The organism is Streptomyces sp. CC53, assembly GCF_001865245.1.
Taxonomy (GTDB): Bacteria; Actinomycetota; Actinomycetes; order Streptomycetales; family Streptomycetaceae; genus Streptomyces.
Map to the genome: position 1 here is coordinate 28,589 of NZ_MKXB01000148.1, position 15,119 is coordinate 43,707.

At 74.1% G+C, this 15,119-nt stretch carries 12 protein-coding genes and 1 pseudogene; 9 read left to right on the forward strand and 4 right to left on the reverse strand.

From position 1 onward, the window contains the following. The first annotated feature begins 159 nt into the window (after positions 1 to 159). The gene (locus tag BJP40_RS15890) at positions 160 to 1,536 is read left to right on the forward strand and encodes an aminotransferase class V-fold PLP-dependent enzyme (protein ID WP_071280935.1); all 1,377 of its coding nucleotides are present in this window, start codon (positions 160 to 162) and stop codon (positions 1,534 to 1,536) included. A 78-nt stretch (positions 1,537 to 1,614) separates the two neighbouring features. Here the strand turns inward: BJP40_RS15890 and BJP40_RS15895 are convergent, their stop codons facing one another. Both BJP40_RS15895 and BJP40_RS15900 read right to left on the reverse strand, forming a co-directional pair. Further along, on the reverse strand, positions 1,615 to 1,896 hold the full coding sequence (locus BJP40_RS15895) for an Lrp/AsnC family transcriptional regulator (RefSeq protein WP_071267460.1): 282 nt from the start codon (positions 1,894 to 1,896) through the stop codon (positions 1,615 to 1,617). Beyond that, positions 1,893 to 2,612 (reverse strand): rhomboid family intramembrane serine protease, encoded by a 720-nt coding sequence (locus BJP40_RS15900; protein WP_071280936.1) that lies wholly within the window; start codon positions 2,610 to 2,612, stop codon positions 1,893 to 1,895. The genes BJP40_RS15895 and BJP40_RS15900 overlap by 4 nt, the downstream gene beginning before the upstream one ends. 214 nt (positions 2,613 to 2,826) lie before the next feature. Between BJP40_RS15900 and BJP40_RS15905 the strand changes: the two genes are divergently transcribed. The 5 genes from BJP40_RS15905 to BJP40_RS15925 all read left to right on the forward strand — a co-directional run bounded on the left by BJP40_RS15905 (position 2,827) and on the right by BJP40_RS15925 (position 8,731). Further along, positions 2,827 to 3,069 (forward strand): hypothetical protein, encoded by a 243-nt coding sequence (locus tag BJP40_RS15905; protein WP_071267456.1) that lies wholly within the window; start codon positions 2,827 to 2,829, stop codon positions 3,067 to 3,069. A 109-nt stretch (positions 3,070 to 3,178) separates the two neighbouring features. Then, entirely contained in the window at positions 3,179 to 4,543 is a 1,365-nt protein-coding gene (locus BJP40_RS15910) for an NYN domain-containing protein (protein ID WP_071280937.1), read from the forward strand. Positions 4,544 to 4,881: 338 nt separating this feature from the next. Then, on the forward strand, positions 4,882 to 5,934 hold the full coding sequence (locus tag BJP40_RS15915) for a C40 family peptidase (protein WP_071267491.1): 1,053 nt from the start codon (positions 4,882 to 4,884) through the stop codon (positions 5,932 to 5,934). Positions 5,935 to 6,378: 444 nt separating this feature from the next. Further along, a complete protein-coding gene (locus tag BJP40_RS15920; protein WP_071280938.1) occupies positions 6,379 to 7,425 on the forward strand; it encodes a C40 family peptidase in 1,047 nt (348 codons plus the stop codon). A gap of 55 nt (positions 7,426 to 7,480) precedes the next feature. Next, positions 7,481 to 8,731, forward strand: a complete 1,251-nt coding sequence (locus tag BJP40_RS15925) for a hypothetical protein (RefSeq protein ID WP_226962692.1) — start codon at positions 7,481 to 7,483, stop codon at positions 8,729 to 8,731. Here BJP40_RS15925 and BJP40_RS15930 read toward each other — a convergent pair. Continuing rightward, positions 8,701 to 9,955: pseudogene (locus BJP40_RS15930) on the reverse strand (glycosyltransferase 87 family protein). The gene BJP40_RS15925 and the pseudogene BJP40_RS15930 overlap by 31 nt on opposite strands. A gap of 118 nt (positions 9,956 to 10,073) precedes the next feature. Here BJP40_RS15930 and BJP40_RS15935 point away from each other — a divergent pair. Continuing rightward, on the forward strand, positions 10,074 to 11,216 hold the full coding sequence (locus BJP40_RS15935) for a glycosyltransferase family 4 protein (RefSeq protein ID WP_071280940.1): 1,143 nt from the start codon (positions 10,074 to 10,076) through the stop codon (positions 11,214 to 11,216). A 304-nt stretch (positions 11,217 to 11,520) separates the two neighbouring features. Here BJP40_RS15935 and BJP40_RS15940 read toward each other — a convergent pair whose 3' ends face one another. Then, positions 11,521 to 13,326, reverse strand: a complete 1,806-nt coding sequence (locus BJP40_RS15940) for a long-chain fatty acid--CoA ligase (protein ID WP_071280941.1) — start codon at positions 13,324 to 13,326, stop codon at positions 11,521 to 11,523. A gap of 269 nt (positions 13,327 to 13,595) precedes the next feature. Here BJP40_RS15940 and BJP40_RS15945 point away from each other — a divergent pair, with 269 nt between their 5' ends. Beyond that, on the forward strand, positions 13,596 to 14,372 hold the full coding sequence (locus BJP40_RS15945) for a metallophosphoesterase (protein WP_079171214.1): 777 nt from the start codon (positions 13,596 to 13,598) through the stop codon (positions 14,370 to 14,372). 57 nt (positions 14,373 to 14,429) lie between these two features. Continuing rightward, entirely contained in the window at positions 14,430 to 14,873 is a 444-nt protein-coding gene (locus BJP40_RS15950; protein WP_071267440.1) for an SRPBCC family protein, read from the forward strand. Positions 14,874 to 15,119 lie beyond the last annotated feature (246 nt).

Below are 15,119 nucleotides of genomic sequence, written 5' to 3' on the forward strand. Positions count from 1 at the left end.
CCTGGTCCCGAGGAGTTGTCCCGTGAGCAAGCGAATGCGTTAGGGCCTGGCCCCTTCTTCGGGCCGAGGCCCTTTTCCGTACCCGCGTGCGGGCGCCCGTCCGGGCCGCCCCGCGGGCTTCCCCACCGTCGTTCGCCGTGCCTCCCAGGAGAGTTCGCCATGTCCGCGTACCCGCACACCGCCACCGCCCCCGCCGCCGGCACCTGTACCGAGCCGCTGCCCGTCCTCGGACGCGACGTCACCGTCCCGCTCGTCACCGGCGGTGAGGTGACCTACGCCCCGTTGGACTACGCGGCCAGCGCGCCCGCCCTCCAGCGGGTCTGGGACGACGTCGCCGCCTACGCGCCGTACTACGGCAGCGTGCACCGGGGCGCCGGGTACCTCTCGCAGCTGTCCACCGACCTGTTCGAGCGCAGCCGCAGCACCGTCCACGCGTTCCTCGGCTGCCGCCCCGGCGACCAGGTGGTCTTCACCCGGTCGACCACCGACTCGCTGAACCTGCTGGCCGGGGCGCTCCCCGACGGCTGCGAGGTGTTCGTCTTCGAGACCGAGCACCACGCCGCGCTGCTGCCGTGGCGCGGACACCGGGTGACCTGCCTGGACGCCCCGGGAACGCCGCGGGAGGCGGTCGAGTCCCTGGAGCGGGCGCTCGCTGCGCGCGAGCCGTACGGCCCCGCCCTGGTGTGTGTGACGGGCGCGTCGAACGTGACCGGTGAGCTCTGGCCCGTGCGGGAGCTGGCCGCCGCCGCGCACGCCCACGGGGCGCGCATCGTGCTGGACGCCGCGCAGCTCGCGCCGCACCGGCCGGTGGACGTGGCCGCGCTCGACGTGGACTGGGTGGCGCTGTCCGGGCACAAGCTGTACGCCCCGTTCGGCGCGGGCGTGCTGGCCGGGCGCGCCGACTGGCTGCGCGCGGCGGAGCCCTACCTGGCGGGCGGCGGGGCGTCCCGCAGCGTGGTGCGGCGTCCTGACGGCGGGCTGGAGGCGGATTGGCACGACACCGCGGCGCGGCACGAGGCCGGCTCCCCGAACGTCATCGGGGCGTACGCGCTGGCCTCCGCCTGCCGGACGCTCACCGAGGCCGGGTTCGAGGCGCTCGCGGCCCGGGAGCGGGAGCTGGTGGCCCGGCTGCGGGCGGGCCTCGCCGAGGTGCCGCAGGTGCGGGTGCTGTCGCTGTTCGGCGACGACGCCCCGCGGGTGGGGGTGGTGTCGTTCGTGGTGGACGGCTGGAACAGCTCGCACGTCGCGGCGGCGCTGTCCGCCGAGTACGGGATCGGCGTGCGCGACGGCCTGTTCTGCGCCCACCCGCTCGTGCGCAGGCTCCTGGGCGGCGCCCCGGAGGCTCCCGCGGAGTGCGGGGCGCCGGACCCCGCGCCGGGGGACGGGCCGCTGAACGCGGTCCGGGTCAGCTTCGGCGCGGGCACGCCGGACGAGCACGTCGACCGGTTCCTGCGGGCGGTCAAGGAGCTCGTCAGGGACGGGGCCCGATGGACGTACCGCACCGAGGACGGGCGCTGTGTGCCGGACCGTGGCTGAACTGCGTTCGCTCGTACGGGTGATTCGGCCCTCGTGGCGGAGGCGCGGTCGCGCCGTCCGCGTCGGGGCCGGGCGGTGCTACGCGTCGAGGCCGATCGCGAAGGCCGCCTCCAGGTCGTGCTGCGAGTAGGTGCGGAACGCCACGTGCGTGTCGGTGGCCTCCACCCCCGGGATCTTGCTGATGCGGCCCGGGATGACGTCCGCCAGGTCGTCGTGGCGGCCCACCCGCACCATGGCGATCAGGTCGTACGTCCCGGTGACCGAGAAGACCTCGCTGACGCAGTCGAGCGCGGCGATCTCCTCGGCGATCTCGGGGATGCGGTCCACGCTGGTCTTGATGAGCACGATCGCGGTGATCACGGCTGTCCCTCTCCCTCGGTGGCCGCTGCTGGCGCCTTCACTCTAATGCCCCGGTAGCGCGCCCACGCGTAGAGGAAGCCCAGGCCGAAGCCGATCAGGTGCGCCAGATAGGCCACGCCGGGCCCGCTGCCCGCGCCGCGCGCGGCCAGCCACTGCAGGGCGAACCAGAAGACGAGCACGATCCAGGCGGGAAAGCGCAGCGGCAGGAAGAAGAGGAAGGGGAACAGGCTCGTCACCCGGGCCCTCGGGAAGAGGTACAGGAAGGCGCCGAGGACCCCGGAGATGGCGCCGGACGCCCCCACGAGCGTCTGGTCGCTGCCCGCGTGCGCCAGCGCGTACCCGGACAGCGCGAGGTACCCGCAGCCCGCGTAGAACAGCCAGAACCGCAGGTGCCCCATCCGTTCCTCGGCCATCGCGCCGAACACGAACAGGAAGAGCATGTTGCCGAGCAGGTGCAGCCAGTTGCCGTGCACGAACAACGCGCTGAAGGGCGTGAGCAGCGCCCCGGGCGCCCCGCCGAGCAGTTCCGCCGGGATCACGCCCCAGCGCTCGAAGTAGGCGCTCTGCGCCGCGATGAGGGCGTCCCCGGTGCCGTAGGAGGTGCGCAGCCCGGAGGCCGGGCCGAGCACGAAGACCAGGGTGCACACCCCGATGACCCCGTAGGTCACCGAAGGGCCGGTGACGACCGCACGGACTGCTCCCCGCCAATCGATCATGCACAGATCATGACGTAAAGGGGGTGAGCGGGACAGAGCGCCTCGCCGGACCATCGCCGACCGCGGAGGCCGTAGGGTTACGGGCATGCCCTGGGCGGGCCCGACGGCCGCGTCCCGGGCGCCTCCGCAGTTCGACGGCGCACCGCGGAACCCCGCACCCGGCACGATACGGCCGGCCCGGCCCGGACCGATCACGAGAAGGACGACGGCACCCATGACGACGGTTCCCCTGCCGACGGACACCACCCGCTGGCGCTGCACGCTCTGCGGCAACCTGACACGCTTCGACGTGACGCGCTCCTCCAAGGTCGTGGAGTACGTCCATCTGGACCTGGCGGGCGAGCCCACGGTGGAGGAGCGCGAGGTGGTCTCTGAGACCATCGAGTCGGTCCGCTGCCGCTGGTGCAACGCGGTGGACCAGGTCGAACTGGTCGACCGGCCCGGAGCCGGTGCCTGATCGATACCTGATCGAGACCCGGGTGCGTGCGCACGGGTAGTACGCCTGATACGGCTGGAGCCGGTGATGTCGGCAGGCCGGGACGTGATGGGTAGTGGGGTGACGGATCGTGGCGGAGCCGGACAGCGGCGCCGAGTCGGCCGACGCGGCCGGTGACGCCGCCGAGGCGCTCGACCGCCCGCTTCCCGAGGCGGTGCGGCGCCGGGTCGTCGCCCTCGTGTCGGACGCGTTCGGCGGCCTGACGGTCGCCGAGCTCCCGGCGCAGCTGCGGCAGTACGCGCGCTTCACGCCGACCAGGCGCGCCCGGTTCGGCGGCAACGCGATGGCGGCCGCACTGGAGACCGACGCCGCGTTCCGCCGCCGGATCGCCGAGCGACTGCGCCGCGACCAGGCCGAGTTGGCCGACGCCGTCGAGTCGGGCACGCCCCCGGCCGCCGCCGACCCGGTGGACGTGGCCGCCGCGGCCTGCGTGCTGCGGCCTCCCGGCTGGGTGAAGCTGGTCGCCGCCGCGGGCGAGGAGGTGCAGCGGGCCGACGCCGAGCGCGCCGACGAGGAGGGCCGCCGCGAACTGGCCCGCCTGCGCGAGGAACTCGCCGAGGCGCGGGCCCACACCAAGGCGGAGACCGAGCGGCTGCGCACCGAACTGGACGCCGCGCGCAAGGAAGCGGAATCGCTTCACCGCAAGCTGCGCAGCGCCCAGAGCGACGTCAAGCGCGGTGAGGCCGCGCTGCGCCGGGTCCAGACGGAGGCCGAGGGCGCTAAAGCGGAGGCGGCGGCGCGGGTGTCGGCGGCCGAGAGCGAGACGCGCCGCCTCAAGACCCGGCTCGGGGAGGCCGAGGCCGCGCTGGAGGCCAGTCGCCGGGCCGTCCGCGAGGGCCGCTCGGTGGAGGACGTACGGCTGCGGCTGCTGCTGGACACGGTCCTGGAGGCGGCCCAGGGCCTGCGCCGCGAACTGGCGCTGCCACCGGTCTCCGTGCGGCCCGCCGACTCCGTCGAGGCGGTGGAGCCCGGCCGCCTCTCGCCCAAGGACGTCGCGGCCCGCGCGCTGTCCGAGACCGACCCGGCGCTCCTCGACCAGCTCCTCGCGCTGCCACAGGCCCATCTGGTCGTCGACGGCTACAACGTCACCAAGACCGGCTACCCGACGATGCCCCTGGAGAAGCAGCGGCTGCGGCTGCTCGGCGGGCTCTCCGCACTGGCCGCCCGCTCGGGCGCCGAGGTCACCTGCGTCTTCGACGGTGCGGAGTTGGCCGCCCCGGTGCTGCTGGCCCCGCCGCGCGGGGTGCGGGTGCTGTTCTCCAAGCCGGGGGTGACCGCCGACGAGCTCATCAGACAGCTCGTACGGGCGGAGCCGCCGGGCCGTCCCGTCGTCGTGGTCTCCAGCGACCGGGAGGTGGCCGACGGGGTCGCCAGGTCGGGCGCCAGGCCGGTGCCCTCGGTGATGCTGCTGAAGCGGCTTTCGCGGCTGACGTGACGTTCTCGCAGGGAAAGCAACTCCTGGCCCGGATGTCTGGTTTGGGGGAGCGTGTGAGGGACGGGGCGTCAACTCCTCATGACGCAGGGTGGGACGCGAGTAAAGAATGGTGTTCGGCGGCGAGATTTTTCCTATGAGGATTTGAACTGATCACAGCTTGGTCACTAGGGTCTGGCCTCGAACCTTCGCGCGGTTGACCGCTCACCCGGAGCGGCAGCGAAGGAACCGCCTAATCCGTGCAGTCCGGACGAGTTCGCGGGGGATCCGGACGCGATGCACGGAGCCGGGGCGCGACCCCAGCCCGGCCGGCGGCGTTGAGGAAGAAGGAGCTCGCCTCCGTGGCGTCCCACCGTCGACCCAAGCAGCCGAGCCGCGCCCGCGTGACCGTGCTCACCGCGACCGCCGCAGCGGCCGTCGCGCTCACCTCCCAGACCGCGTCGGCCACCCCGAAGCCGGCCGTGGAGGAGGTCAAGGCCAAGGTCGACAAGCTCCACCACGAGGCCGAGGAAGCCACCGAGCAGTACAACCAGGCCGACGAGCGCCGCGAGAAGCTCCAGGAGGAGATCGGCGCGCTCCAGGACCAGGTGGCCCGCGGCCAGGAGGAGCTCAACACCCTCCGCGACGGCATCGGTTCGGTCGCCGCCGCGCAGTACCGGGGCGGCGGTCTCGACCCGGCCCTCCAGCTCTTCCTCTCCTCCAACCCGGACGACTACCTCGACAAGGCGTCCGCGGTCGACCAGCTCACCGCCAAGCAGGCCGAGACCCTGGAGTCCATCCAGGTCAAGCAGCGGACCCTCGCCCAGCAGCGCGCCGAGGCCACCGCGAAGCTCGCCGACCTGGAGGACGTCCGCAAGACCCTCGGCGAGAAGAAGAAGAAGTTCCAGGGCAAGCTCGCCGAGGCACAGAAGCTCCTCAACACGCTCACCGCCGAGGAGCGGCGGAAGATGCAGGAGGAGGAGGACCGCAAGGCCCGGGAGGCGCAGCAGCGCGCCAGCCGCGCCACCGGCGGCGACCGTCCCGAGCTCGGCAACGAGGTGCCCGCCTCCCAGCGCGGAGCCGCCGCCCTCAACGCCGCCGCCACGCAGGTCGGCAAGCCCTACGTCTCCGGTGCCGAGGGCCCCAACTCGTACGACTGCTCCGGTCTCACCCAGTGGGCCTACCGCCAGGCCGGCGTCAGCATCTCGCGCACCACCTACACCCAGCACAACGACGGTGTGAAGATCGGCCGCAGCCAGCTCAAGCCCGGCGACCTGGTCTTCTTCAACAACCTCGCGCACGTCGGCCTGTACGCGGGCAACAACACCGTCCTGCACGCCCCGAAGCCCGGCGCGAACGTCCGCTACGAGTCGATGAACTACCTCGGTACGTTCCAGTTCGGCGTCCGCATCTGACGCGGCGCGGCCGGGCCGCCGTCGACCGGGGCGCCCGGCTCCGTGCCGGAGGCCGGGAGCCTGCCGTACGGGGCCGCACGACCCCACCGGACGGGTGGAGCAAGGACCGTCTGTGCTGCGCCCGTCCGGGAGCGGTGCCGCGGCGCCCCTGTCGCCCGGCGCACGCCGTACGGTCGGCGGGCGCCCCGTGGCCGTACCCGCGCATCTGATATGCGCGGTGCGTGCTCCGGACGCGCGAACCGCCCGCCACACGCGCCCGATCGGGGGAAATGCCCGCCTCCGAAGTGACGCCCCGCCCCGCCGGTGACCTGTGTTTCCCGGCGGGGCGTCACTTTGTGCCCATTCCGAGGTCTTTGGCCCGGGCGTCACCGCCCGGCTACTGTCTGCCGCGCACCAGCCCGCACCAGGCAACCCGCCTGCGTACCGCTGAAGGGAGCGCGGTTCGTGGCGTCCCATCGCCGTACCTCACCCTCGGGCCTCGCCCAGAGCGCCAAGGCCGCCAGGGTCACCGTCCTGTCCGCGGCCGCGGCCACCGCGGCCGCCGCTCTCGGCGCCACCCCCGTGGCGGCGGAACCGGCCGAGCCCTCCGCCGACGCGACCCGGGCCCGTGTCGACCGGCTCTACGCCGAAGCCGAACAGGCCACCGAGAACTTCAACAAGGCCGGCGAACGCACCGCCGAACTCCGCTCCCAGGTCTCCAGGGCCCAGGACAGCGTGGCCCGCGGCCAGGAGCGCATCAACCACATGCGGGGCGCGCTCGGCGCCGTGGCCGGCGCCCAGTACCGCTCGGGGGGCCTCGACCCGACGCTGGCGCTGCTGCTGTCCAAGGACCCCGAGACGTTCCTGGACCGGGCCGCGGCCCTCGACCGGATGAGCGAACGCCAGAGCGGCGCCCTCGTCGAACTCCGCCGCGCCCAGCAGCGGCTGGACCAGGAGCGCGCCGAGGCGACCCGCGCCCTCGGCGAACTGGAGCGCAGCCGCGCCGCCGTGGCCCGCCACAAACGCGCCGTCGAGAAGAAGCTCGCCGAGGCCCGCGCCCTCCTCAACTCACTGACCAGCGAGGAGCGCGCGGACTACGACCGCGCCTCCCGCTCAGGCGACCGCGGCGACGGCCCCCTGCCCGCCCCCTCCGGCGCCGCGGCCTCCTCGCGGGCCGCCCTCGCCGTCCAGGCCGCCCGCTCCGCGCTCGGCAAGCCGTACGTCTGGGGCGCCAACGGCCCCAACGGCTTCGACTGCTCCGGCCTCATGCAGTGGTCGTACGCCCAGGCCGGCGTCGGTCTGCCGCGCACCTCCCAGGGGCAGCGCAACGCCGGCCGGCACGTCCCGCTGTCCGAGGCCCGCCCCGGCGACCTCGTCACCTACCGCTCCGACGCCAGCCACGTCGCGATGTACATGGGCAACGGCCAGGTCATCCACGCCCCTTACCCGGGCGCGCCGGTCCGCTACGACCCGGTCGGCATGATGCCGGTCTCGGCGGTCACCCGCGTCTGACGCCGGTGTCCGGCTCCGGGCCCCGGGCGGCCCGCCGGGACCGTACGATCGGGGCGTGGCAGGCCGGGAACACGGAGGTGGTGGCGGAGTGCGCCGACGACGGCTCGCGGTGCTGCTCGCCGCGCTGCTGTGCCTGACCGCCGCCCTGGGACTGGGTGCCTGCACGGCACCGGGCACGGCTCCCGGGCGGGACGCCGCCGACCGCGAGGGCGTGCAGGCCGCACTCGACCGGCGGGGCGCCGACGTGCTCGCCGGCCGCGTGGCGCCCGACGACCCCGCCGCCCACGAGTTCGCCAACCTCTCCGGGGTGCCCCTCGGCTCCTGGTCGTACCGGGTCCTGCGGGTGTGCCGGGACGGGCCCGACACCGCCGCCGTCCGGGCGGAGCTGGGCTACACCCTGCAGGGCCACGACACGGCCGGCCCCGTCACCGCGGAACGCGACCTGGAGCTGCGCCGCGACGCGGACGGCACCTGGCAGGTCCGGGAGGACCGGCGGGCCGGGGGAACGGCCGCCCTCCTGTGGGAGCAGGGGCGCGTCGACGTGGTGCGCGGCGCACGCAGCCTGGTGCTCGGCGTCGGTCACGACAAGGCCCGGCTGCGGGAGATCGCCGCCGAAGCCGACCGCGCCGTCCCCCGGGTCGCCGACGCCTGGCCCGAGCCGTGGGACCGGCGGGTCGTCGTGCTGGTGCCGCCGTCGCTCGACGGGATGGGGGAGCTGCTGGGACAGCCGGCCGACGGCTACCGCGGCACCGCCGCCGTCACGACGGGCCGCACCGGGGACCGGGGCACCGCGCCCGCCGACCGCGTGGTCGTCAACCCCGAGGCGTACGCGTCACTCGGGGCCTTCGGCAGGCGCTTCGTCCTCACCCACGAGACCGCCCACGTGGCGACCCGGGCGCACACCTCGGCGGCCACGCCGCTGTGGCTGTCGGAGGGCTTCGCCGACTGGACCGCGCAACGGGGCGGCGACCGGGCGGCCGCGGACATCGCGCCCGCGCTGCGGCGCGCGGTCCGGGCGGGGGACGTGCCCGACGGACTGCCCGCCGACGCGGACTTCGCCTTCGGCGGCGACCAGGACACCGTCGCCCGCGCCTACGAAGGCGCCTGGCTGGCCTGCGCGCTGATCGCCGACCGGTGGGGGGAGGCGGAGCTCGCCGCGTTCTACCGGGCGGTGGGCGCCCACCCGCAGCGGGAGGGAGCCGTCGAGGAGGCCCTGCGCACGGTCCTGGCCACCACGCCCGAGGCGTTCACCCGCGCCTGGCAGGACCGGATGCGTCAGGACTTCAGCAGTTCCGCGTCCCGCTGAGCCGCCGCCTGCACGGGCACGGCGGCCGCCGCCTCCCGCAGCGCCGGCTCGGTCACGGTCTGCCGCCACAGCGCACGGCACGCCAGCAAGGAGGCAGCCACCAGCAGCCCGTTGCGCACCAGCAGCAGGAGCAGCCCGAGGGCGTCGCTGGCCACCACGTGGGAGAACCAGACAGGGAACTCCAGGAGCGTCACCCCGGTCGCCACGAGCACCAGCACCGCGGGCCGCCGCATCCGGCTCCCCCGCCACACCAGGCACGCCGCCGCCAGGCCCACCAGCCACAGCATGTACTGCGGGCTGATCACCCGGCTCGTCGTGGTGAACAGCAGCACCGCCACGAACGCCGCGTCGCTCAGCGTCGTCCTGCCGAACTCCCGCGCCCGCAGCCGCCACAGCACCAGCCATGCGAACGCCAGCACCGTCAGCGCCAGCGCTCCCCTGCTCACCAGCGGCACGTACGGGCCGAGGAACTCCACCGACCCGTAGTTGAGCCGCACCTCGCCGTCCCAGGCGCCGAGGAACCGCGCCACGTGGAACACCAGCGCGCCCAGCGACTCCACTTCGGTGCCGCGGTCCCGCTGGAAGGTGAGGAACGCCAGCGCCCCGGGGGCCGCGGCCATGCAGGCCAGCAGCACGGCCGCACCCGACGCGGCGGCAGCCGCCCACGAGGTGCGGGTCACCCGGCCGCGGGCCGTGCCCACCAGCAGCAGTGCCGGCCACACCTAGCAGCGCACCGAACCCGGCGAGCGCGCCCAGGGCGCCCGGGCGGCGGACGCCCGCCAGCAGCGCCGCCACGGCCACCCCGGTCACCATCACGTCGTACCGGGCGTACGAGGTCGGTCCGAGCAGCGGCAGGCCGACCACCCACACCCACGCGCCCGCCCGGCTCTTGCCGGGCCGCCCGCCCGCGTACATCAGCAGCCCGAACACCGCCGCGTCGCAGACCAGCGCCAGCACGAAGAACGCGTGCGCGTACTCCAGGAACGGCAGCAGGGCGGGGGAGAGGATCGCGAGCGCGGCGGCCGGCGGGGACTGCCACGTCACGTCGTCCATCGGGTACGTGCCGCGCTGGAGCACCTCGAACCACTGGTGGTAGATCACCGACACGTCCGTGGTGACGTCCGGGCCCGGCACGAACACGACCCGGAAGGTGTAGAGCAGCAGCACAGCTCGGGAGGCGAGCCACAGGGCTACGGGGAGCCGTCGTCCGCTCGTGTGCGTCATCGGTACCTCGTCCGGGTTCGGTTCGTGCTGATCGGCGGTCTCAGGGTGCCTTGCGGGGCGCCGCGGTGCGCGAGCGGTGTGCCGGGCCGTGCGGTCCTTCGGTACTGTTTCGGCCACGATGCACAAGACGCTGATCGTAACCAACGACTTCCCGCCGAGGCCCGGCGGGATCCAGGCATTCCTGCACAACATGGCGCTGCGGCTGGATCCCGAACAGGTCGTCGTCTACGCCTCCACGTGGAAGCGGGACGCGGAGGGCGTCCGGGCCACGGCCGCGTTCGACGCGCAGCAGCCCTTCCCGGTCGTGCGCGACCGCACGACCATGCTGCTGCCGACGCCCCGGGCCACCGCCCGCGCGGTGTCCCTGCTGCGGGAGCACGGCTGCTCCTCCGTGTGGTTCGGGGCGGCCGCGCCGCTCGGGCTGATGGCGCCCGCGCTGCGCCGGGCCGGGGCCCGCAGGATCGTCGCCACCACCCACGGCCACGAGGCGGGCTGGGCGCAGCTCCCCGGCTCGCGGCAGTTGCTGCACCGCATCGGGGAGGCCACGGACACGATCACCTACCTCGGTGAGTACACCCGCTCCCGGATCGCCCCGGCCCTGAGCCCGCAGGCGGCCGCGCGCATGGTCCAACTGCCGCCGGGCGTCGACGAGAAGAGCTTCCACCCCGACTCGGGCGGAGCCGACGTGCGCGCCCGCCTCGGACTCACCGACCGCCCCGTCGTCGTCTGCGTGTCCCGGCTGGTGCCGCGCAAGGGCCAGGACACTCTGATCGCCGCCATGCCCCGCATCCTCGCGCAGGTGCCGGACGCCGTCCTGCTGATCGTGGGCGGCGGCCCGTACGCGAAGACGCTGCGCCGCCTCGCCGACGAGACCGGAGTGGCCGGTTCGGTGCGGTTCACCGGTGCCGTGCCGTGGGAGGAGCTGCCCGCGCACTACGGGGCGGGGGACGTCTTCGCCATGCCGTGCCGCACCCGGCGCGGCGGGCTGGACGTCGAGGGGCTCGGCATCGTCTACCTGGAGGCGTCCGCGACCGGCCTGCCCGTCGTCGCCGGTGACTCGGGCGGAGCCCCCGACACGGTCGTGGAGGGCGAGACGGGCTGGGTGGTCCGCGGCGGTTCTCCCGAGGAGGCCGCGGCGCGGATCGTCCCGCTGCTGAAGGACCCCGCTCTGTGCCGCCGCATGGGCGAGCGGGGCCGGGCCTGGGTGGAGGAGCGCTGGCGCTGGGACCTGCTGGCGGACCGCCTGAAGGACCTGTTGTAGGGCAACGGGCGTGCCCGGCGCCCGCGTTCCGGCCCGCCCGGCACGGGGTGCGGCGCCCCGCCGGTGCCCACGTGGCGGGCGGGGCGCGGACTGCGCCGAGGCGGCGGCCCGCCGTGCGGCCGTCTCCGCGGCGGGGACGCTGCCCCGGCGGTGCGGACTCGCCTCCGTGGTGCGGGCGCTGCCTCGTGGCGGGGACGCTGCCTCCGCGGTACGGGCTCGCCCCCCGGTGCGGACCCGTCTGCGCGGTGGGGACGCCGTCGCGCTGCGGCCCGCCCCGCCGCGAGGGGGGGGCGGGGGCGGGGCGCTACGAGCGGTAGATCGCCTCGATCTCGTCGGCGAAGTCCTTCGCCACCACGTTGCGCTTCAGCTTCAGCGACGGCGTGATGTGCCCGGCCTCCTCCGTGAACTGGGCGGGCAGGATACGGAACTTCCGTACCGACTCCGCCTTCGACACGGCGGCGTTGCCGTCGTCCACGGCCTTCTGCACCTCGGCCAGCAGCTCGGGGTCGTCCCGCAGCGACGCCGCCGTCGACCCGGCCGGCTTGCCGCGGTCGGCGGCCCAGCGGCCCAGGAACTCCTCGTCCAGCGTGACCAGCGCGCCGACGAACGGCCGCCCGTCGCCCACCACCATGCACTCCGCGACCAGGGCGTGACCGCGGATCCGGTCCTCGATCACCGCCGGGGCGACGTTCTTGCCGCCCGCCGTGACCAGGATCTCCTTCTTCCGGCCGGTGATGGCCAGGTAGCCGTCCTCGTCCAGCGTGCCGATGTCACCGGTGTGGAACCAGCCGTCCGTCAGCGCCTCGGCCGTCGCGGCCTCGTTCTTCCAGTAGCCCGTGAAGATGTGCTCACCGTGCAGCAGCACCTCGCCGTCGTCGTCGATGCGCACCTTCGAGCCCGGCAGCGGCTGTCCGACCGTGCCGATCTTCTGCCGGTCCCACGGGTTGAAGGCGGTCGCCGCACAGGACTCCGTGAGGCCGTAGCCCTCCAGGACCGTGAAACCGATGCCGCTGTAGAAGTGGCCGAGCCGCTCGCCCAGCGGGGCGCCGCCGGAGATCGCGTACTGGCAGCGGCCGCCGAGCACGGCGCGCAGCTTGCCGTAGACCAGCACGTCGAAGAGCTTGTGCTTCAGCCGCAGGCCCAGCGAGGGGCCGCCCGGCCGGCTCTTGGCACGGCTGTAGTCGATCGCCGTCTGCGCGGCCCGGTCGAAGATCCGGCCCTTGCCGTCGGCCTGGGCCTTGGCCCGCGCCGAGTTGTACACCTTCTCGAAGACCCGCGGCACGCCCAGGATCAGCGTGGGGCGGAACGACGCCAGGTCGTCGGTGAGGTTCTTGATGTCCGGGACGCAGCCGAGCCTGATCGGCGCCAGCACCGACGCGACCTCGACCATCCGCCCGAAGACGTGGGCCGCGGGCAGGAAGAGCAGCACGGACGACTCGCCCGTCCGGAACAGCGGCTTCAGCCGCTCCACGACGTTGCCGCACTCCGCGAAGAAGCTGCGGTGGGTGAGCATGCAGCCCTTGGGGCGGCCCGTCGTGCCCGACGTGTAGACGATGGTGGCCAGGTCGTCCGCCTTCGCGGTGGACCCGGCCGCGTCCACGGCCTCGTCGGAGACCTCCGCGCCGGCCGCGGTCAGCTCCGCCACGGCGTCGCCCTCGATGACCCACACGTGCTTCAGCTCCGGCAGCTCCGCCTGCACGGAGGCCACCGCCTTGGCGTGCGCGTCGCCCTCCACGATCGCCGCGACGGCGCCGGAGTCGCCGAGGATCCACTGGATCTGCTCGGGCGAGCTCGTCTCGTACACCGGCACGGTGACCGCGCCCGCGCTCCAGATCGCGAAGTCGAGCTGCACCCACTCGTAGCGGGTGCGGGAGATCAGGGCCACGCGGTCGCCCGGCCGGACGCCCCGGGCGATGAGGCCCTTCGCGGCGGCCCGCACCTCCTCCAGGAAGCGGGCGGCGGTGACGTCCGTCCACGACCCGCCCGCCGCGTCCTCCTTGCGGGCCATCACGGCGACATCTGGGTGCTGCGCGGCGTTCCGGCGGATGAGATCCGTCAGGTTGCCGTCCGCGGGGACCTCGTACAGGGCCGGAAGGCTGAACTCGCGCAAGACTGCTGCTCCTCATCGGGCGCCGACGCCACGGCTCTGTGTGAGTGCGCCGGTTTGCGGTCCTTGACAGGCCGCGCTCAGTGGGGGTGAGCACGACTGGACTGCCCGGACGTTACCCAGCAGTAGGCGGTTCCCGATAGGGGGTCCTGGCCAGATGTTCCGTGCGTCACACGTGGTGGTCGTACTGCGCGCACAGTAGTCCACACCGGTCACAACGGAAAAGTAACCGCAGGTCCGGCCGTGCGCGCGCACCCGTAAGGTGAGGCGGCATGCGACTTCATGTGGTCAGTGACGTGCACGGCAACGCCCGGGACCTGGCCAAGGCGGGGGACGGCGCCGACGCCCTGGTCTGCCTCGGCGACCTCGTCCTCTTCCTCGACTACGCCGACCACTCCCGCGGCATCTTCCCCCAGCTCTTCGGCGAGGCGAACGCCGACCGGATCGTCGAGCTCCGCACCGCCCGCCGCTTCGAGGAGGCCCGCGCCTTCGCCCGCGGGCTGTGGGCCGAGCTGGCCGAGCGGGGCGTCGAACGGGCCACGGCCATCGAGTCGGCCGTCCGCGCCCAGTACGCCGAACTCTTCGCCGCCTTCCCCACCCCCACGTACGCCACCTACGGGAACGTGGACATACCGGCGCTGTGGCCCGAGTACACACAGGAGGGGACGACGGTCCTCGACGGCGAGCGGGTGGAGATCGGCGGCCTCGTCCTCGGCTTCGTCGGCGGCGGCCTCCCCTCCCCGATGCGCACCCCGTACGAGATCCCCGAGGAGGAGTACGCGGCGAAGGTGGAGGCCCTGGGCGAGGTCGACATCCTGTGCTCGCACATCCCGCCGGACGTCCCGGAACTCACCTACGACACGGTGGCCCGCCGCTTCGAACGGGGCAGCGGTGCCCTGCTCGACGCCATCCACCGCGTGCGGCCTCGCTACGCGCTCTTCGGCCACGTCCACCAGCCGCTGGTGCGGCGCATGCGGGTGGGGGCGACGGAGTGCGTGAACGTGGGCCACTTCGCCTCCTCCGGGACGCCCTGGGCCCTGGAGTGGTGACGCAGGGCCACGCGGTAGCCTTCCCCCACGTACCGAGCCCCCGGAGGAGCCACAGCGATGGCCGAACACACCAGCTCAAGCATCACGATCGAGGCCGCACCGGCCGACGTCATGGGCGTGATCGCCGACTTCGCGCGCTACCCGGAGTGGACGGGTGAGGTGCAGGAGGCCGAGGTCCTGTCCCAGGACGGCGGCGGCCGCGCCGAACAGGTGCGCCTGGTGCTGGACGCGGGGGCCATCCGCGACGACCACACGCTGGCCTACACGTGGAGCGGGGACCGCGAGGTGAGCTGGACGCTGGTCAAGTCGCAGATGCTGCGCGGCCTCGACGGCTCCTACCGGCTGGCCCCGCTGGACGGCGGCGCCCGCACCGAGGTCACGTACCAGCTGACGGTCGACGTCAAGATCCCGATGCTCGGCATGATCAAGCGCAAGGCGGAGAAGGTCATCATCGACCGGGCGCTGGCGGGCCTGAAGAAGCGCGTCGAGTCCCACCCGTAGCGCCCACCCCGCCCACCGAGGCGGACCCCGCCCACCCTCCCTCGCCGGCCTCCGCCATCGGTACGCGGCGGACCCGCACGGGCGCCTCGGCGATGTCGTCGAGCGCGGTCGGCCCCAGCGGCGAAGCCCGCGGGCTCGGTGAAGGCGACGGGGAAGGCCGGCCGCGGTGGCCCGTCCGCCCCGGCACGCGCCCGGCCGGGCGGGGCTCCGCCGCCGGGCCGCGGCCGGGGCTCAGCTCCGGACGGC